Origin of the sequence: Streptococcus oralis (assembly GCF_023109155.1) — a bacterium.
Lineage (GTDB): Bacteria > Bacillota > Bacilli > Lactobacillales > Streptococcaceae > Streptococcus > Streptococcus oralis_BZ.
Genome location: NZ_JALDUA010000001.1, coordinates 69,800 through 88,353, shown reverse-complemented (window position 1 = coordinate 88,353; position 18,554 = coordinate 69,800). Strand labels below are relative to the sequence as shown.

Annotated in this window: 15 protein-coding genes; all 15 read right to left on the bottom strand. The window is 43.1% G+C overall.

Features of this window, described 5'->3' with window-relative positions; genetic code table 11:
- Positions 1-9: 9 nt before the first annotated feature.
- Entirely contained in the window at positions 10-1,689 is a 1,680-nt protein-coding gene (locus M1F63_RS00415) for an alpha-L-fucosidase (protein ID WP_247940764.1), read from the bottom strand.
- A 513-nt stretch (positions 1,690-2,202) separates the two neighbouring features.
- Positions 2,203-3,708: a zinc ABC transporter substrate-binding lipoprotein AdcA gene (gene adcA, locus M1F63_RS00410; RefSeq protein WP_125413854.1), complete on the bottom strand. Its 1,506-nt coding sequence runs from the start codon at positions 3,706-3,708 to the stop codon at positions 2,203-2,205.
- Positions 3,709-3,717: 9 nt separating this feature from the next.
- A complete protein-coding gene (locus tag M1F63_RS00405; RefSeq protein WP_247940457.1) occupies positions 3,718-4,524 on the bottom strand; it encodes a metal ABC transporter permease in 807 nt (268 codons plus the stop codon).
- Positions 4,517-5,221 (bottom strand): metal ABC transporter ATP-binding protein, encoded by a 705-nt coding sequence (locus M1F63_RS00400; RefSeq protein ID WP_001269482.1) that lies wholly within the window; start codon positions 5,219-5,221, stop codon positions 4,517-4,519. Before M1F63_RS00400 ends, M1F63_RS00405 begins: the two co-directional genes overlap by 8 nt.
- Positions 5,221-5,661, bottom strand: a complete 441-nt coding sequence (gene adcR, locus M1F63_RS00395) for a zinc-dependent transcriptional regulator AdcR (RefSeq protein WP_001249328.1) — start codon at positions 5,659-5,661, stop codon at positions 5,221-5,223. The genes M1F63_RS00400 and adcR overlap by 1 nt, the downstream gene beginning before the upstream one ends.
- A 148-nt stretch (positions 5,662-5,809) precedes the next feature.
- On the bottom strand, positions 5,810-7,861 hold the full coding sequence (gene nt5e, locus M1F63_RS00390; protein ID WP_247921102.1) for a cell surface ecto-5'-nucleotidase Nt5e: 2,052 nt from the start codon (positions 7,859-7,861) through the stop codon (positions 5,810-5,812).
- Between the two features lie 142 nt (positions 7,862-8,003).
- Positions 8,004-9,272, bottom strand: a complete 1,269-nt coding sequence (gene dltD / locus M1F63_RS00385) for a D-alanyl-lipoteichoic acid biosynthesis protein DltD (RefSeq protein WP_247940456.1) — start codon at positions 9,270-9,272, stop codon at positions 8,004-8,006.
- Positions 9,265-9,504, bottom strand: coding sequence for a D-alanine--poly(phosphoribitol) ligase subunit DltC (gene dltC / locus M1F63_RS00380; protein WP_000351972.1), 240 nt, complete (start codon positions 9,502-9,504; stop codon positions 9,265-9,267). The genes dltD and dltC overlap by 8 nt, the downstream gene beginning before the upstream one ends.
- A 13-nt stretch (positions 9,505-9,517) precedes the next feature.
- On the bottom strand, positions 9,518-10,762 hold the full coding sequence (gene dltB, locus M1F63_RS00375) for a D-alanyl-lipoteichoic acid biosynthesis protein DltB (RefSeq protein ID WP_070683623.1): 1,245 nt from the start codon (positions 10,760-10,762) through the stop codon (positions 9,518-9,520).
- Positions 10,759-12,309, bottom strand: a complete 1,551-nt coding sequence (dltA, locus tag M1F63_RS00370; RefSeq protein ID WP_070569530.1) for a D-alanine--poly(phosphoribitol) ligase subunit DltA — start codon at positions 12,307-12,309, stop codon at positions 10,759-10,761. Before dltA ends, dltB begins: the two co-directional genes overlap by 4 nt.
- Before the next feature lie 20 nt (positions 12,310-12,329).
- A complete protein-coding gene (locus M1F63_RS00365; protein WP_008276434.1) occupies positions 12,330-12,461 on the bottom strand; it encodes a teichoic acid D-Ala incorporation-associated protein DltX in 132 nt (43 codons plus the stop codon).
- Positions 12,462-12,685: 224 nt separating this feature from the next.
- Positions 12,686-13,390 (bottom strand): MIP/aquaporin family protein, encoded by a 705-nt coding sequence (locus tag M1F63_RS00360; RefSeq protein WP_070569533.1) that lies wholly within the window; start codon positions 13,388-13,390, stop codon positions 12,686-12,688.
- A gap of 67 nt (positions 13,391-13,457) precedes the next feature.
- Entirely contained in the window at positions 13,458-15,284 is a 1,827-nt protein-coding gene (gene glpO, locus M1F63_RS00355; protein ID WP_247921105.1) for a type 1 glycerol-3-phosphate oxidase, read from the bottom strand.
- Positions 15,285-15,347: 63 nt separating this feature from the next.
- Entirely contained in the window at positions 15,348-16,856 is a 1,509-nt protein-coding gene (glpK, locus tag M1F63_RS00350) for a glycerol kinase GlpK (RefSeq protein WP_070569537.1), read from the bottom strand.
- 156 nt (positions 16,857-17,012) lie between these two features.
- The gene (locus tag M1F63_RS00345) at positions 17,013-18,440 is read right to left on the bottom strand and encodes an AcpB/EbpR/MafR family transcriptional regulator (RefSeq protein ID WP_247940455.1); all 1,428 of its coding nucleotides are present in this window, start codon (positions 18,438-18,440) and stop codon (positions 17,013-17,015) included.
- Positions 18,441-18,554: the final 114 nt, after the last annotated feature.

Sequence of the window (18,554 nt, the reverse complement as noted above, 5' to 3'; positions counted from 1 at the left end):
GTTCTTCTTTTATGAAACTTGGACCTGAAGCTGGTCAATCAGCTGCCCATCTACCATCAGATTCAGATAAAAGTCCAAGGTTTTATCTCCTGCAAAATACAAGGTTGGTAGCGTTAGCTTTTTTTCAGTCTCGCCAACTTGAAACGCAAGGACTTGAATCTCGTCCCGATAAGCGACACCATGCACACCCGTCCCTGGTTGAATCGAAATCTTAGCTTCTAAAGGACTGCTAGATTCTATGCGCTTCACTGTAAAGTGGACATTTTTTCCCTTGGTCACAGCCAAACTTTTTTCTGAAAACTCTAGTTGCTGAACGACTTCTTTTTTCGGCAAGGTAGGTATTTTATAGAGTGAAATTTTGGTCAACAAAGGAAATGCCTGTGCCTCTGTAATGGTCACGCGTATCTTTTGCGCCTCAACGACTGATCCTCGTAAGAGACGTTTGTAGCCAACAGTATAGCCAGAACCAAATTCCTGCCAGACACCATCCAACTCTACCTGAACACGGAAAGCGGCGATGCGTTGCCCCAGCTTCAAATCTTCTCTCAGCTCGATCACATCAAAAGTTTTAGGTGCCCCTAAATCGAGCTCTAATTGGATTGGCAACTCTGCATCACTTGCCCATGAACTGGTCTTCCGTCCATCTGTCAGGTGAGAACAGGCAAAGTCTGGTGATAGAGCAGGGCCAGATACCTTGGCTCCCAGAGCTAAATCTTCCCTATAGAGTGTGTCACGGTAGGCAGCAAATTCATACAGTCGCCGGATATCCTTTTCGTCAAAGAGGCCGTCTTGATTCGGTGGGATATTAAGCAAGAGTGGAGTTCCCCGCCCCACTGAGTGAAAGTAGATTTCGACCAATTCCTCAAGAGACTTGGGATCCTGATCCTCATGGTAAAACCAACCCGGCCGAAGGGATACATCTGCCTCACCGATTGAAAACAACGTACCCGAGGGATCACCGTGCTGTAAATAATCTAATTCCGCCTCTGTTCCTAACTGGTCTGGTTTGACCTTTTGCCACAAGGGATCCCCTGCATAGCCTCGTTCATTTCCAATCCAGCGAATACTGGTTCCCTCAGTTGAGAAAATCAAACAATCGCCCTGCAAGTCACGAATGGCTTCAAACCAGGTCTCAAACTTATAGTTGACTTTCTGAGCCCCTTCGCCTCGAGCACCATCCATCCACACCTCAGTGAACTTACCGACATTCCCATAGGCAGGATTTGATAAAATTTCCTTCAATTGAGCCAGATAGTAGGCATTGTAATCCGCTTCTCGGTCCACGTGATAGAGGGGACTGTGAGCATCCCAAGGAGACAAATACACTCCCATATCCATATCAAACTCAGTCACAGCTTGGGAAACCTCAAGGAGCAAGTCCCTCTTTCCATCCCTCCAAGGGCTAGCCTTGACCGAATAATCTGTATGTGCTGTCGGGTAGAGGACAAAGCCATCGTGGTGCTTCACCACCAAAATCAGCTTTTTAAAACCCGTTTCTTTGAGTACCCGAACCCATTCACGCGCATCCAACTTGGTCGGGTTAAAGCGTTCAGGATCCTCCTGTCCAGTCCCCCATTCTTGGTCATAAAAGGTATTGGGACCAAAATGGATAAAGGCAGCTAGTTCATCCTCTAAATAATCCAGCTGGGCCTGGCTTGGTAATGGTCCATGCGGTTTTATTTTCGTCATCATCTCACATCTCTTTCTCTTGTTCACAAAGTTATCCACAACTTGTGGATAAGAAAACATACCTAAAAACTAGTTTTTTCAGTCTCTAGCTCACCTGTCACCCTAAACAGACCTTTGTCAAATAGCTCTGTACTAGGGTTTATACTAGCTTTCCAGAAATTCACTAACATACGGAACTATTTTCAGGATACTTCAACACCCTGAGTTGTATGTCATTTCCCCCTAGACTTATCCACAGACTGTGAATAAACTATTGTTCCAGACTGCTCTCTCCTTGACTATAATAAAAAGCGATAGCAGCGTCAATATGACTAAGATTCCTTCCTAAATCCCCTGAAAAGATTCTATAATTTGTACAATCGTAACTTTTGCATTCGTCAGCTAGTGAGAAGCAGCCAATAGATAATGACTTCTTTATCACATTGTGAACAGTACATCTGTGATACTATAATACCTAACAACCTAATCGTTTCTAGCAAAAAATCCCGCAGATTTGCGGGATCTTCTCTTGCATCAATGCGCCAACATTTCTTGGGCGATTTCTTGACCAGATAGGTTATCTGGGTAGTAGGTTGGCCAGTTATCCATCTCTTCAAAGAGGGCTTCTTGGCTAGTACCTCCAAAGAAGATATGGAAATGTTCTGCCTTAACTGGGGCAATATTGTGGTCACTAAACTGAACATACTTGAACTGTCCAGCGTCCGCATCTGTCGCTTCAAAGAGGAAGCGCACGCCACGATTGCCTTTCTTATAAGTCAAGATTTTCTTGCCGACGTACTTGTAGGTGAATTTCTTGCTTTGCCCACCTTGAACAAATTCCATAGTGTTGTCCGTGATGTTGATTTTAGTCACATCTGTCTGATAGCCTTTTCTATAGTAGGCCTTGTACTCATCCTTGGTCATCTTGCCAGTCAACTTAGCCTTGTAGTCAAAGACTTGATCAAAGGTCCCATCCTCAAGGAAAGGATAAACTGACTGCCAGTTGCCTACATAGTCACTCAAGGTACGGTCTTTGACATCTGCATCCTCAAAGTAACCATTGTGAACTGTCTTGGTATTTTCTTCCTTCTCTGGCTCGATTTCCGGTCCTTCTTGGTCCGTTGTCTGTTTCAAAGCCTTGAGGTTTTTCTCCATCACGGAGATATAGTCCTCACCAGCCTTGGTTGCTTCTTCTGTTAGACTTTCTAGCGGATTGAGTACGTCTAGTTTGACACCTGTTTCTTTTGAAAGTGTATTGGCGAGGGCTTGTGAGGCATTTTCTTCAAAGTAGATATAAGAAATCTTGTTTTTCTTGATATACTCTGTCAATTCCGCCAAACGTGCTGCTGATGGTTCTGCATCTGGTGAGAGACCTGAGATGGATACTTGCTTGAGACCGTAGTCCAAGGCAAGGTAGTTAAAGGCAGCGTGCTGGGTCACAAAGCTCTTTTGTTTAGCTTGAGACAAACCATCTGTGTAGGCCTTATCCAATGCTTGCAATTTTTCAATATAGGCAGCTGCATTCTTTTCAAAAGTCTCTTTTTTATCAGGATAATCTGCTGACAAGCTATCACGGATGTGCTCTACTAGTTTAATGGCGCGTGCTGGTGAAAGCCAAACGTGGGGATCGTAGTCGTGATGGTGACCTTCACCGCCATGGTCATGACCTTCCTCTTCTTCCTCACCACCTGGCAAGAGGAGCATATCACCTGTCGCCTTGATAGTTTTCACTTTTTTCTTATCCAAGGATTCTAACAATTTTGGAACCCAAGTTTCCATATTTTCATTTTCATAGACAAAGGTATCTGCGTCTTGGATTTTAGCAACTGCCTTGGCAGACGGTTCATATTCGTGAGGTTCTGTACCAGCACCGATGAGGAGTTCTACATTAGCAGTATCTCCTGCGACTTGCTTGGTAAATTCGTAGACAGGGTAAAAGGTTGTCACGATATTGAGTTTCCCATCTGCCTGTTTTTGATTGGAACAAGCCACTAAAAACAGGGCACATAGACTAGCCAGTAGTAAGCTCAGTTTTTTCATTTCATTCTCCTATTTGATAAAACGTTTCAGTAGACTGACTACCAAAAAGACAGCTACAAAGATAATGGTGATACTAGCGCTGGCAGGTGTTTCTGCATAGTAGGAAATATAGAGACCTGCCACCATTCCCAAAAAGCCAATAGCGCTGGCTAGTAACATAACGGATTTGAAGTTTTTCCCCAGACGAAGGGCAATGCTAGCTGGCAAGACCATAATGGTCGACACCAAAAGGGCTCCTGCAGCTGGAATCATAAGGGCAATGGCCACCCCTGTCACCATGTTAAAGAGGATAGACATGGTACGAACTGGCAAGCCATCCACAAAGGCCGTGTCCTCATCAAAAGTCAGGATATACATTGGTCGCAAGAACAAGAAAGTCAAGAGCAAAACGACCGCCGCAATGGCAAAGAGGAATATCACCTGCTCCTGGCTAATAGTCACAATAGACCCAAAGAGATATTGGTCCAAACTCATGGAGCTCGAACTTTTGCCCTTACTCATCACGATAAGAGACACTGCAAGCCCTGTAGACATGAGGATGGCAGTTCCGATTTCCATAAAGTTCTTATAGACTGTCCGGAGATACTCTAGAAAGACCGCTGCGATCAAGACAATAGCAATGGTTGAAATAGTTGGAGAAATCCCCAAAACCAGACCAAAGGCTACTCCTGATAGAGAAACGTGACTGAGGGTATCGCTCATGAGACTCTGACGACGTAAGATAAGGAAAGTCCCAAGAACCGGAGAAAAGAGACTCATGGCAATGACCGCCAAGAAGGCACGCTGCATGAAGTCATAGGATAACAAACTAAGCATGGTCCACCTCCTGGTCGCTTTCGTGAACGTTAAAACAACGCCATGGCGAATCTTGGTTACGAACCAGATGGATATTGCGATCCGCATAGTCCTTGACCTCCTCAGGGTCATGGGTAATCATCAAAACAGCCTTGCCATGATGGTGGGCACTGTGGTGCATGAGTTCGTAAAATTCATTTTTGCTCCCTGCATCCATCCCTGTCGTCGGCTCATCCAAGACAAAGATATCTGGATCAGAAGCAAACATCCGAGCAATCACTGCTCGTTGCTTTTGCCCCCCCGAGAGGGAGCCAATTCGTTTGTCACGGTGTTCCCACATACCAACCGAGTCTAGACTGGCCTTGATATGCTCCTCATCATGGGCATTCAAGCGACGGAACCAGCCCTTTCGAGGATAGCGACCCGACTTAACAAATTCATAAACTGTACTTGGAAAGCCAGCATTAAAACTGGCTATCTGCTGGGGAAGATAGGCTATCCTAAGCTTTTTCCCATGAGTATTTGTCTTTGAGATGGTTACCTTGCCAAATCTTGGCTGCAAGATGCCTAGACTCGCCTTGATAAGCGTCGTCTTGGCAGCTCCATTTTCACCAGTCAGGGTGACAAACTCCCCACTATCAACACTATAGTTGATGTGCTCGAGGACAGGTTCCTTGTCATAATAGAAAGACAAGTCCTCTACTGTAATATACCGCATTATTTGATTTCTCCTACTAAAGCAGTTAAAAACCGCTGGATCACTTCTTGTTCATTTGGAGTAAACTGACTTGCTACTTGTTCATAGGCTAAGAGCGTGTGTTCATGATGATGGTGGTGTTCCTCTGCCACTGGTCGAGCTAGTTCTGTCAGTTGGTAAAAAATCACACGCGCATCCTTTGGATCTCTGGATGTCTCTAACATACCCTCTTTAACCAAAGACTTGATAGCCTTGGTCACTGCCGCCTGACTGACATTAAGGCGACGGGCCAACTCCGAGTTGGTTAGGGATTCTTCTGACAAGAGCATGAGGATGTGTTCCTGAGTATTGGTCAAGGCTACGTCACTTGTGCAATGCCCAATCAGAATTTCATGCTGGTTCTCAGATCTCAAGATCACCTCGTTTAAAAAATTGTCGATTTCCTGTGCAAGCTGTCTCATGTGTTACTCCTTCCCAAGCTATCTTTTTCGTAAAAAATAGAGATAGCCGCCGATTCTTTACTGGTTAATTATATCATAAACCAAAAAAGAGTCAAGGGAAAAAGGCGTAAAAACGTTTCCCTAGACTCTTCTAGATGTAAAATTTAACCTATTTTTGCTTTGGTTTTCGACTCGATAAGATACCTGTCAAACCAGCTACCATTCCCATCAAGAGCAAGAAGATGGACTGTTCGCTTCCTGTATTTGGGAGGGCTTTTTCTGAGACAACTGCTTTCTTGCTAAATTGACCTGCCACCTCATAAGTCAATGGCACATTTGTAGTCGCATCGTTAGCAGCCGCATTCGTTTGAGGCGTTTCTACTGGTAGACTAAAGTTTTTAGAATCCACAGAAATCGTCCGTGAGTTCGGATTGACCTTTTCATACTGGGTCAAATCAGCGGTTTTCAGATACTCTTCAAAGGCTGCATCCATAGATGGACCTTCTTCACGAGCGCCACCCAACATAGTGTAGCCATCACCACCCGCAGCTAGGAAATCATTGGTTGCAAGATAGTAAGTTTTTGCGAGGTCTAGGAGATCATAACGACCAGTCGTGCGGTTTTTGACCTGGATGGCCAAGACACGTTTGCCCGATGGGAGGTTGGTATCATAGTAGACCTTCACACCTGAAACTTGCAAGAAACCACCACTTGGCTCTAACAATGGTTGCCCGTTCTCATCCAAGACCTTCTTGCCATCCTTATCGACCTGCAAGATAGATCCGAGTGATTTTTCAAACATATCCAAAACTTGTTGCCCCGTCACTTGGATTTGTGAGATGGTATTCCCAAATGGAAGAACAGCAATGACATTTCCTTTAGTGATCGGTTTGCCTTTTGCAATGGTTTCACGCAAACCACCACCATTTGTCACAGCGATGTCTGTCGGATGGCTAAATCCTGTTTGACCATACTGATAGAGCGAGTCTGCCACGACGTTTCCGAGGTTGGTTTCACGGACCCGAACATTTTCACGATCACCGTTTAGTTCTACAGGGCTGTTTGAGACAATCTCAACTGCATTTTCAGCATCGTATTTTTGTTTAATGTCTTTGACTAGTTTTTCAACTGTTGGATTGGCTGGTAATTTTTTAGCATCAGCAGCCGGAATCTGAGTTGGATTGCCCAAAAGCTGACGTGATTTGTAGATAACTTTCCCAACATTATGAAGGTAACTTCCTGTTTGATTATAGGTAACATTATCGCCATAAGTTGTGGAAGCTACTGTATGAGAATGCCCATCGATTACTGTTACGCGTTTCCCTTTCAAACGAGGATTTTTAGACAAGGCTTCTGCCAAAGTTGAACCGCGCCATTCGACTGGAGTTGTGGTATCCACACCCAAGTGAGCCAGCACAACATAGTGTTTGTAGTCCTTACCTTCTGCACGAGCCTTAGCTTGAACTTCTTCGATGACCTTATTGACTTCAGAGATTGGATCTGTAAAAGTTACCCCTTTAATGTTTTTAGGGTGGGTTTTTGTAGCAGTTTCAGGTGTTGTCACACCGATTACAACAAATTCATCACCTTCCACAGTCTTATCTTTATCAACAATTGTAGAAGCTTCAAAAAGACGAGCTCCATTGACGTAGGTATTTGAGCTAAGTAATGGGAATTTCAAGATTTCCTTGTATTTTTTAACTTCATCAAGACCAAAGTCAAACTCATGGTTTCCTACTGCCATGGCATCATACTGCATCTGATTGAGAATTTCAGCACGCGCTTCACCCTTAGTAGAGTTGGAAATCGGTAAACCTTGAAAAGCGTCTCCCGCATCAACTACTAGAGTATTTTGATTTGATTTCGCACGCTCCTGTTCAATGACAGTCGCTAACTTGGCATCTCCAATTACTCCCTTTTCCTCTACAATACGACCATGGACATCATTGGTGTGTAAGATAACGGTGTCCTTTTCTTCGCTTTTAGTAGATTCAGCAGGAGCTGACGGAGTTTCTGCAGGTACAACCGCTTCTGAAGTTGCCGAAGTTTCCGGTACCACAGGGCTCTCAACAGGAGCTGGAGTCGCCGACGTAGCAGGAGTCGCTACGACAGCTGAACTTTCTGCAGGAGTTGTTGCTTCTTCAGCGTATACTTGTCCAGCTAAGAAGGCTGGAGCTAACAGGGCTGTCGATAAGACAGGTAATAAAGAACGTTTGTTCATTTTAAAATCCCTTTCTTTTCTTTTTCTCTTTTATATTATACGCTATTTCTAAAAATTTTGAAACTTTTGACCTATTTTCATCTTAAATATTCGCCATTTAAACAAAAAAGCTTGGGTTCAAACCCCAAACTTTTAACTCATTTTATTGGAAATCTTTGATATTCCCATCATAGGTCGCCCAGTCCTTGCTAAAGAAGCGGTCATTCATCTTGTAGTCTGGAGCTGGTTTCGAATCCGTCAAGAAAGGATTGACAACCTTATCAAAAGCCAGCCAACCTAACCATCCTAGATGAATGGTATCCTTAACAAAATAAGGGTCCCCTCCATTTTTTGAAAAATCAGCAATATTGGTAAAACCCTGACTTTCTAATTGGTAACGAATTTTCTCCACTGCATGCTGGTACATCTCTTCGCTGAGTCCTGTGTACTCCATCCACTTCTTGTTAACCGGCTGAATGACAAAGAGCACATTGACATTTGACTTAGCAAATTGATTGAGGACCAGCTGCAAATCATTGTATTCAGAGGACTTGAGGAAGTTGTAATTTTTTTGATACCCTTCCCATTTTTTTAAATCCTTTTGAACCTCTCTCGTATAGAAATGATTTTCCATCCCCATATCGTTATTGGTCGTATTTGCTTCTGCGTCCTTACGAACAATTTTTTCTAACTCATCATAAGAAAATTGATCCGGAAGATCTTTTAAATAGTTCTCCACGTGTTCCTTGTACTTGAGTTGTCCTCGAATGGAGAATTGTCCAAAGAGAGCGGATTGTTTTTCGTTGAATCGCGCAAAAATATCAATAGCAACCTGATCAACATCTGATAATTCTTCACCCTTTGACAATTTTTGAACAATGCCTTTTAATGCAACATTAGGATTCTGCTTTAACAATCGAATAGCCGCATGCTTTGCAGCAATGTCACCAGATTGATTTCCCAAAAAAGCTGTCAATTGGTCACTGTTAAAAAATCTCTGAAACGCTGCGGGTTCATAATCTGTCTCCGTAAACCACTGAGGCGAAATCACAAATACAGCCTGCTTATTCTCTATTTCTGGCAAAATTTGCTGTAGACCAAAATATTGATTGAGAGAGGCTGCCCCTGCTTGGCCTAGAAAGTAAGGACGATAGGGACGATGGTATTTTTCCGCTAAAACAGCTGGATGGACACTATCAAATCGAATCCATTCACTGGACCCTAGAAAAGGAATAAAACGCATATTTGGATCCGTAAGAGCCCTTACTTTTTGGCTTCTCTCTTTAAAACTCTCTGCACTAACAGAAGCCGCCGAGTATTTTTCCTCCGTTAGATTGTGGCTTGTTGTACTTGGATAAAAAAAGATGAGTAGCAGAACCAAAAACCCAGCAATGAAGATAGGCCCGAAGATCAGCCACAAGCGTTTAAGCATTCTTCAACTCCGTAATACCTTCTACGATTTTATTAGCCGTATTCCAGTCATCACGACCGAACTCCGTCACTGGAACACGAATGTCAAAACGGTTTTCAATCTCAACAATCAATTCAACCGTTCCCATGCTATCCAAGACACCGGCATCAAAAAGATCTTCATCCATCATGTCAGAAACATCTTCCATAAACAACTCATCAATAATTTCAATAACTTCTGATTTGATATCCATTTTTTATATCCTTTTATTTTTTAAACCATAAATCATTCAAAAATCCAGAAAAGATTAAGAATGAAACCATCACGACATGGAAGGTGACAACCATGCCAAGCAACTGAATCCAGCGATTCTCAGGTAAGGAACCCTTTCCAGCTTTTTTCCGTTCTTTATTGAGCGCTTTTTTCTTACGAACCCAAGCGTCATTGATGACCAGCCCAATCCCATGAAAAAGTCCATAGGCGATGTAGTACCAGGTCACACCATGCCAAAATCCCATAATCAGCATATTGAGAATATAGGCTACACTTGAGGTCACATTGCGATTTTTAAAGACCTTCTTTCTGGTCAACACCATAACCATCCGCATAAAGACAAAGTCACGGAACCAGAAAGACAGACTCATGTGCCAGCGATTCCAAAACTCTTTTAAATCCCTTGACAAAAAGGGCTTGTTAAAGTTGATAGGACTATGAATACCCATCAAGTTTGAAATAGCTAAGGCAAACATAGAGTAGCCCGCAAAGTCAAAGAAGAGCTCCAGACCAAAGGTGTACATGACCGCTAAAGCGTAGAGGTTAAAGAAACCACCTGTCTGCAAGGCCAAATTTTTCAGCGGAGGCAATAATGTCTCTCCTAAAATGTGAGCCAAGATAAACTTGTAGAGGAAGCCAAGCATGATATATTTGACAGCCTCTTCTAGCATATCCATCAGCTCATCCCGCTCAGGAATGGTCTCGTAATTTTCATTGAAGCGTTTGAAACGATCAATGGGACCACTTGAGAAAGTCGGCATAAAGAGAAGAAAACGTAAGAATTGCCAAATCGTTAAATCCTTGATGACACCGTCTCTCAACTCAACGATAACCCCAACTGCACGAAAAGTTAAGTAAGAAATCCCTAAAAATCCAAACAAAGATTGAGGTCCATGAATAGCAGGAGATACTTTCACAAAGACGATTGGCAATAGGGATAGAAAGCTAACTAGGTAAAATATCCATTTACTATCCCGTTGTTTCCTGTACCTTTTGTAGAAAGATACAAGCAGCACTTGCCAGATAACATAAAGGATCAAAGCGCTTATTTGATTCGTCTTTCCACCGACCAACATGGTGACGATAAAGAAGAGACTAACGAGCACCTCGTACAAGGCAAAACGTTTCTTGAAAAAAAGACCGATAAAGATAGGTAAAGTTGCAACAATTACGTATAAAAAGTACTGAAGATCACCATAAGGTTCCAAATGAGGTAGCTGTTTATAAAGCTCCATCATCTACTGTTTACCTCGTTAATCAAGCCCTTGATATCAATTTTACCATTAGGCGTTAGTGGTAAACTGTCTCGATAGAGAAACTTAGACGGCATCATATAAGACATCATGATATCAGCCAAGTCTTCCTTGATAGCCTTGGTAATATCGATATCACGCTCAAACTGCTGACGGACACCGTCTTTTAGGATGACATAGGCCAGTAGATTTTGTACCTTGTGGTCCTTGTTATAACGTGGGACAGCAACAGCCGACTCGATAAAGCGAGACTTGTTGAGGTTTTGAGAAACATCTTCAAGCTCAATACGATAACCATTAAACTTAATCTGGAAATCCATGCGTCCACCATAGAGAAGCAATCCCTCATCTGTCATGGTTCCTACATCCCCTGTGTGGTAGGCTGGAAGACCTTCGAACTCAAAGAAAGCTTCTGCTGTTTTTTCAGGATTATTCATATAGCCTTTTGAAACAGCTGGCCCAGAAACAATGATTTCTCCTTGCTCACCATTTGGAACTTTCTTACCTTCCTCATCAATGATAAAGGTTGGAGAATCAGCCTTAGTATAGCCGATTGGCAAGCGTTTGAGAGTCGCCAACATCTCATCAGTGACGGCAACTGCTGACAAAGCTACCGTCGCTTCTGTTGGTCCGTAGGCATTGATAATACGGGCATTTGGGAATCGCTCGCGCAGTTTTTGAGCTGTTTTGACTGTCAATTCTTCACCATCAAAGTAGAAATGCGTGATTCCTGGCATTTTCTCACTGTTAAAGTCTTCTGACAACATGGCCATATCTGCAAAGGATGGTGTTGAGGTCCAGATAGCAATGGGCAAGGAAAAAATCGTCGCAAAGAGTTTTTTGAAGTCCTGAGTAATGGCTGAAGGAAGAGCAAAAAGCGTACCACCCAGTGCTAAGGTTGGCGCCCAGTACATGACAGATAGGTCAAAAGAATAAGGGGGCTGAGCCAGCATTTGTGGACGACTTGGCGTCGCAAATTCCTTGTCTGTAATCATCCAGTTGGTAAAGCTGAGGAGATTGTCATGGGAAATCTGCACTCCTTTAGGCTTACCAGTCGTACCAGAAGTAAAGATAATGTAGTAATTGTCATCTCCCTTGACTGGATGGTTCATCTCGTAGCTAGAAGCTTGAGCAAAAGCTTCATGGACTTGCTCTAAATTCAGTATCGGTACGCTAGTTTGCTCTAATGGAAAATCTGAGATAGCAATAATCAAGCTTGGCTCTGCAACTTCTACGATAGCAGAAACTCGTTCCAAGGCCGAATGGCTATCAATTGGAATGTAGGCATGTCCTGACTTAGTCAACGCTACAAAGGTAGCCAACATCTCATACTCCTGACCACCAAAAACAACGACTGGAGATTTCTCAGGCAAGCCTAGTTGGTCGATAGCTACAGCCAAACTATCCGAATCAGCCTTCAGGTCACCATAAGTATGCTCTTGCCCCAAAACATTGTAAACTGGATAACTGGCTTGTGTCTGAGCAAAGTGCTCAATCGTTTCAATCATATCTTTTATCGGTTTATTAGACACTGTTCCTCTTCTCCTTTAAACTAGAACTCATTATAAATAAAGGTGCCTTGGCTCTGACCAAGGTAACTAAAAAAATAAAGCAAACCAAGCAAGATTACAAAATATAGAGCCGTCCGGCCTAAGAATACATGTAAATTTCGTTGTTTTTTCATAAGCTATCCATTAATATATTGTTTCTATTAACTATCAGTATGTATTGTTAGCATCTTATCTTCCTAACATTTTACCACTTTATCAACCTTTTTTTCAACTGTTTACCATAACTTAAAAATTGGTTTTAGCTTATTTTAAGATAAGTTAAAATATTAATGTTTTGGCCATCAAAAAAGAGCCTGAGATTTCCATCTCAAACTCTGTTGCCAATAACTCTTTTATCTTAGAAAAGTGAAAATACGAGAACTGCTAAGGCCGCACCAACAATAGGTCCTACAACTGGAATCCAAGCATAGGACCAGTCCCCGTCTCCCTTGTTTGGAATTGGCAAGATGCTGTGCATGATACGAGGTCCAAGGTCACGAGCTGGGTTCAAGGCATAACCCGTTGTCCCACCTAGTGAAAGACCGATACCGACAATCAAGGTCCCCACTGCAAAGGTCCCTAATCCTGCCTGAAGGTCATAGAGTCCCAATGCAAATATTGTCAAGAGCAAAACAAAAGTTCCAAGGATTTCGCTGATCAAGTTGGATACTGTGTTCTTGATGGCTGGTCCAGTACTAAAGGTCGCTAGGATATTGCCTGCATTTTCTTCTGCCTCATAATGCGGTTTGAATTGCAACCAAACCAAAATCTGAGCCACCATCGCTCCTGCGAATTGGGCTAGGATATAAGGGAAAACAGAAGCCCAAGAGAGCGTTCCTTTTAAGGCCATAGCAAACGTCACAGCTGGATTTAGGTGGGCTGGACTGAGCGTGCCAGATACAAAGGCCGCAACGGCTACAGCAATTCCCCATCCCATAGTAATCACAATCCATCCTGAATTGTTGCTCTTGGTTTTGGGAAGAACCACACCTGCTACAACTCCATTTCCTAGAAGGATCAGGATTAAGGTCCCCAAAAATTCTCCAAATAATTCTTTCATCATATCTTTGTCTCCATTTAAAAGAAGGGGTGGGCGACAAGGAATGCTGCCCTCCACCTCTTTTCCTTTTTTAATTTTTTAGTTCTGCCAAATCGTTTTGAGCAAGAGCTGCTTTGACATCCGCACGGTAGGCTGCTTTTTCTTCTTCAGTCCAGTCATAGAATCGTCCCATTTCATCCAGAACCGGCTCAACGATGCTATCTAAACTATCACGCATAAAGAGCATGTGGTTGGTACGACGAAGGAGGAAGTCAACTGGGCTAAGAGCCAACTCATTGCGCATTGCATAGTGAAGGGACAAGGTATCTGCCAAGCTGAGTCCTGGCGCTTGTTCCAAGCTGTGAGCAAGGGCAAAGACTTTCGGTGCATTTGAACCGTAAAGATTTGCGAGATACTGGGCTTCCTTGCTATCCAAACCACGTGACACTCCAAGTTGAGCAAAGGCTTCGATTTCTGAGTCCACATTTGCTGGGTTCAATTCTCCACCTGAAACAGGATAAGTCTTAGAGTTGATCAGTTTAAAGCTACGGTCAAATTCGGCTTTGAGGATGTCAACCACGCGCTCCATAGCTCCTTCAGCCATCTTACGGTAGTCTGTGATTTTACCACCAGCAAGGGTTAAAAGACCATTATCATCACGATCCAAGCTCGAACCACGAGAAACTGCAGATGGAGCCAAATGTTTCTCAGATGTGCTGCTTTCAAGCTTGCTGACAGCAGATTCAACATCTTCACGCGTTTTTTCTTTCGATAAATAAGCTTCGACAGTTGCAATCAAGCTATTGAAGCTCTCATCACTAATGGTTCCGTTATTTCCGCCATTGTAGTCAGAAGCGCTATTGCCTGCAATCAATGGACGAAGACCAGCCCAGCTGCTTTCGATATCATCAATGGTAATGTTTGCTTCTGGGAAGCGGTTGTTGACAATACCAAGTAGATAATCTACATCTTCCTGCGTCACTTTTGGATGTTCCAAATCACCTGTGTAGTCTGTATCCGTTGTACCAAAGTAAGTCTTGTTTTCACGTGGGAGAACAAAGACCATACGCCCGTCTCCCAAACCTGTATCAAAGTAAACTGGCTGTGAAACCTTGATCTTACTTGAATCCACTACCAAGTGAACTCCCTTAGTTGGACGCATTTGTGAGAATTGGGTTCCCTTATTTGACAAATTACGTACCTTATCGCTCCAAGGACCTGTTGTGTTAATCACCAGACGGGCCTTGATTTCAAAGACTTGGTCTGTCAACAAATCACGAGCTACAACACCTGTAATCTTGCCACTTTCGTCAAAGAGGAAGCCTTCTGCCTTAACGTGGTTGGCAATAAGAGCACCGTCTTGGTTGGCACGTTTGATGTTTTCAATCACGAGACGCGCATCGTTATTACGGAAGTCAAGATAAACCCCACCTCCTACCAAGCCTTCTTTCTTCAAGTTTGGCTGGCGTTCCAAGACTTGATCCTTGCTCAAGACCTTGTTAGCAGCTGGCGTATTGTTAACACCTGCCAAAAGGTCGTACAAGTCCATGGCTACTTTGAGACGGAAGAGACTAAAGGTCGCTCCATCCTCATCAAAAACAGGCAAGAGCATTGGATCTGGTTTTGGAATGTGTGGAGCGATTTGTTGAACCACCGCGCGCTCAGAAACTGTATCTGATACCACTTCCACGTCAAATTGTTTGAGGTAACGCAGACCTCCGTGGACCAATTTTGTTGAACGGCTAGATGTTCCTTCTGCGAAGTCCTGCATTTCAATCAATCCAGTGTCAAGTCCACTAGCTGCCGCCTGCAAGGCTACACCAGCTCCTGTAATCCCCCCACCGATAATCAAAAGGTCCAGGGTGCGTTCCTGCATTTTTTTAATTGATAATTCTCGTGTTTTCTTTGAAAATTCCATATTTACACACTTTCTAACTGAGTCGTTTCATTCTTAAGCTGATCATTGCATCAAGAAACAGTATTAGTCGTCGATTTCCGCAAAGACTTGCGTTGCTTTCACAGCCTTCTTCCAGCCCTTGTAGAGTTGTTCCTTGCGCGATTCGTTCATGGATGGCTCAAAGAGTTCTCCTGTCTCGTTCAAGAGTTTCAACTCGTCCAAATCCTTCCAGTAACCCACTGCCAAACCAGCTAGGAAGGCTGCACCGAGGGCAGTTGTTTCCAAGTTTTTAGCGCGGGAAATATCGATTCCCAAAATGTCAGCCTGGAACTGCATGAGGAAGTTGTTCATAGCAGCACCACCATCGACTTTGAGGACTTGAATAGCAGTCTTGGCATCCACCTGCATGGTATCAATGATGTCGCGTACTTGGTAAGCGATGGATTGCAGAGTAGCCTTGATAAAGTCTTCTTTGCTTGTCCCACGAGTCAAGCCAAAGACCGAACCACGAGCATTTTGGTTCCAGTATGGAGCCCCTAGACCTGTAAAGGCAGGTACGACATAAACTTCGTCATTGTTGTGAGAATTGAGAGCATATTTTTCAGACTCTGGTGAATTTTCAACCATGCGAAGTCCATCACGAAGCCACTGAATGGCACTTCCTGCGATAAAGATAGAACCTTCCAAGGCATAGTAAACCTTGCCGTTGATTCCATAACCAATCGTTGTCAAAAGGTTGTTTTCAGACAACTGCATCTCTTCACCAGTGTTCATAATGATGAAAGAACCTGTTCCATAAGTATTTTTGACCATACCTGGTTCAAAGGCCAACTGACCGAAGAGGGCTGCCTGTTGGTCCCCAGCCATACCTGAAATTGGTACTTCTCCACCGTAGAAATGGAATGGAGCAGTCTTGCCGTAGATTTCAGAGTTAGAACGAACTTCTGGAAGCATAGCCTTAGGAATGTTGAGGATTTCCAAAATCTCATCATCCCATTTGAGTTCTTTAATGTTATAGAGCATGGTACGGGCTGCATTTGAGTAGTCCGTCACATGAGCCGCACCGTCAGTCAATTTCCAAACCAACCAAGTATCGATAGTACCAAAGAGCAATTCTCCTTTTTCCGCTCGCTCTTGAGCGCCTTCTACATGGTCCAAAATCCAACGAACCTTGGTAGCAGAGAAGTAAGCATCGATGATCAAACCAGTCTTTTCATGGAATTTTTCCACATAACCTTGGCTTTTTAGTTGTTCAGCCAGAGGAGCTGTCTGGCGTGATTGCCAAACGATAGCGTTGTAGATAGGAAGTCCTGTTTTCTTATCCCAGACGACAGTTGTTTCACGCTGGTTGGTAATCCCGATTGCTTCGATTTGACTTGGTTTCACACCACTTTCGATGAAAGCACCCGCGATAACTGACTGAACAGAGTTCCAAATTTCATTGGCATTGTGCTCTACCCAACCTGCTTGAGGGAAAATCTGAGTGAACTCTTTTTGACTAGAGCTGACCTTTTCTCCTTTTTTGTTAAAAATGATGGCACGAGAACTAGTTGTTCCTTGGTCAATAGCCATGATGTATTTTTCTTGTGACATGTGCTGTCCTCCTGATAAAATCTTGAGGGGGTCCCTCTTTACAGTAACTAGTATACAAAATAAAGCGCTTTCTTGTTTATCAATTTTTTTAAAATTTTAAAAAAATGTGAGGAGATTGTGCGAATTTCACAAAAAAGACCTGAAAATTCAGGCCTTTTAAGCAAAGAGCATCTGACGAATCTTTGCCAAATCCTCCATATCCAAGTCGTTTTTTAAATAATAGATCGGAGTCTGTTCTTTCTTATGGATAGGGTTGTTGGTAATTAACAAATCATAATGCCGACTAGGGTCATAGGCTTCAATGGCAATAAAACGATTGTATTCCAAATACCGTTTCAAAATGGCAGCCATCCTAGAAAAGACAAGGAAACCAGATGTCAAATCCAAACCAATCCTCATATGTTGGCCACCATTTTCTGCCATATACTCTATCAACTGGAGCCATTCCCAGAGAATTTTCTTATCCAAATCCGTTCCCTGCTGAAAGGCAGGTATAGCATGAAAAATTCTCTCTGCAGTTCCTCTAAAATCATGTTCCATCAGCAAATAGGGATGGCGATTCTCTGTCTGGTATCTGTACTGATCTTGCAAGATATAGCCCTTGTAGAGATAAACTTGACCACAGAGCTGACTGAGTTCATAGGTGACATGGTCCTCTGTGTAGTCCCCCAGCAGCTCCTCCTTCTTCATCTCTTGAATCAATTGCGTCAGCAAATCGGCTAACTGCCCTCCAAAACCAAGGATATACTCCATAGTATGAAGAGGAAGAATACGATGGGAAAGGAGAAATGAAAAGAATACCATCATCTCACCATCCTCAGTTCCTAGAGGGATATGTTGCCCAGCAAAAAAGAACGGAGCCTTTCTCAGCAAACGAAGGTAGAAAATATTGTCAAAATACCCTCGCATTTTTTCTTCTATAACCTGAAACTGACAGGCATTGACCCGAAGACGCTGTTGACTGATATGAGCCCAGAGAACCAAGTCCAATTTCTGACCTGAAGACAAGCTAGCACCGCAGATTTCTTCTAGGGAAGCAATATCCTGCTTTCTCTCAGCTTTCTGCATGTGACCTTCCCACTCCTGACTGGACCAAACCTTGCGGAAAAGACAGAAATAGAAATAGCGAATCTGATGCTCCGGACCTCGCCAACGGCCATTTTGGATGGATAAGTCAAACTCTGACAAAATCTGATTTAGACCAGCTAAGTTGCGACCAAGCGTGGCCTCGCTAATCATCAATTCTTGAGCCAACTGATGAGCTAGAAACTGTTGGTGATAGAGAAGGTAAACCAAAATTTGGTACTTAATGGCATTGTTTAGAAACAAGCTCCGAATCTCTCTTCCCTTGGTATCTGCACCAATCGACAAACGCAGATTTTCATCTTCCAAGTGAATGGTCAGCTCTAAACCTCTTTCCAAGGCATTTTCGTTAATCAGAGAGATATACTTGGTTAAGGTCGCCTTTGAAAAACCTGTTTCTTCCATAACTTCTTTGATTGTTGTCTGCGAATCTTGTAATAGAAAGGAAAGGACTAAAAATTGACCAGATTCGGCTTTTTCCATCAAATCACCTAAATACATTTGTTACCCCTTTCATTTTCTCCTACAAGCATAGCATAAATCTTTCAAATGCTGAAATAATCTGTTTCGCATTTTATTTTAAGGCCGATTTTCTCGTCATTATTCCACAGAAAC

Bases quoted from the DNA above. Each gene is read 5' to 3' on its own strand.
- M1F63_RS00415 (WP_247940764.1), bottom strand. From the start codon at position 1,689: ATGACGAAAATAAAACCGCATGGACCATTACCAAGCCAGGCCCAGCTG.
- adcA (WP_125413854.1), bottom strand. From the start codon at position 3,708: ATGAAAAAACTGAGCTTACTACTGGCTAGTCTATGTGCCCTGTTTTTA.
- M1F63_RS00405 (WP_247940457.1), bottom strand. From the start codon at position 4,524: ATGCTTAGTTTGTTATCCTATGACTTCATGCAGCGTGCCTTCTTGGCG.
- M1F63_RS00400 (WP_001269482.1), bottom strand. From the start codon at position 5,221: ATGCGGTATATTACAGTAGAGGACTTGTCTTTCTATTATGACAAGGAA.
- adcR (WP_001249328.1), bottom strand. From the start codon at position 5,661: ATGAGACAGCTTGCACAGGAAATCGACAATTTTTTAAACGAGGTGATC.
- nt5e (WP_247921102.1), bottom strand. From the start codon at position 7,861: ATGAACAAACGTTCTTTATTACCTGTCTTATCGACAGCCCTGTTAGCT.
- dltD (WP_247940456.1), bottom strand. From the start codon at position 9,272: ATGCTTAAACGCTTGTGGCTGATCTTCGGGCCTATCTTCATTGCTGGG.
- dltC (WP_000351972.1), bottom strand. From the start codon at position 9,504: ATGGATATCAAATCAGAAGTTATTGAAATTATTGATGAGTTGTTTATG.
- dltB (WP_070683623.1), bottom strand. From the start codon at position 10,762: ATGATGGAGCTTTATAAACAGCTACCTCATTTGGAACCTTATGGTGAT.
- M1F63_RS00365 (WP_008276434.1), bottom strand. From the start codon at position 12,461: ATGAAAAAACAACGAAATTTACATGTATTCTTAGGCCGGACGGCTCTA.
- M1F63_RS00360 (WP_070569533.1), bottom strand. From the start codon at position 13,390: ATGATGAAAGAATTATTTGGAGAATTTTTGGGGACCTTAATCCTGATC.
- glpO (WP_247921105.1), bottom strand. From the start codon at position 15,284: ATGGAATTTTCAAAGAAAACACGAGAATTATCAATTAAAAAAATGCAG.
- glpK (WP_070569537.1), bottom strand. From the start codon at position 16,856: ATGTCACAAGAAAAATACATCATGGCTATTGACCAAGGAACAACTAGT.
- M1F63_RS00345 (WP_247940455.1), bottom strand. From the start codon at position 18,440: ATGTATTTAGGTGATTTGATGGAAAAAGCCGAATCTGGTCAATTTTTA.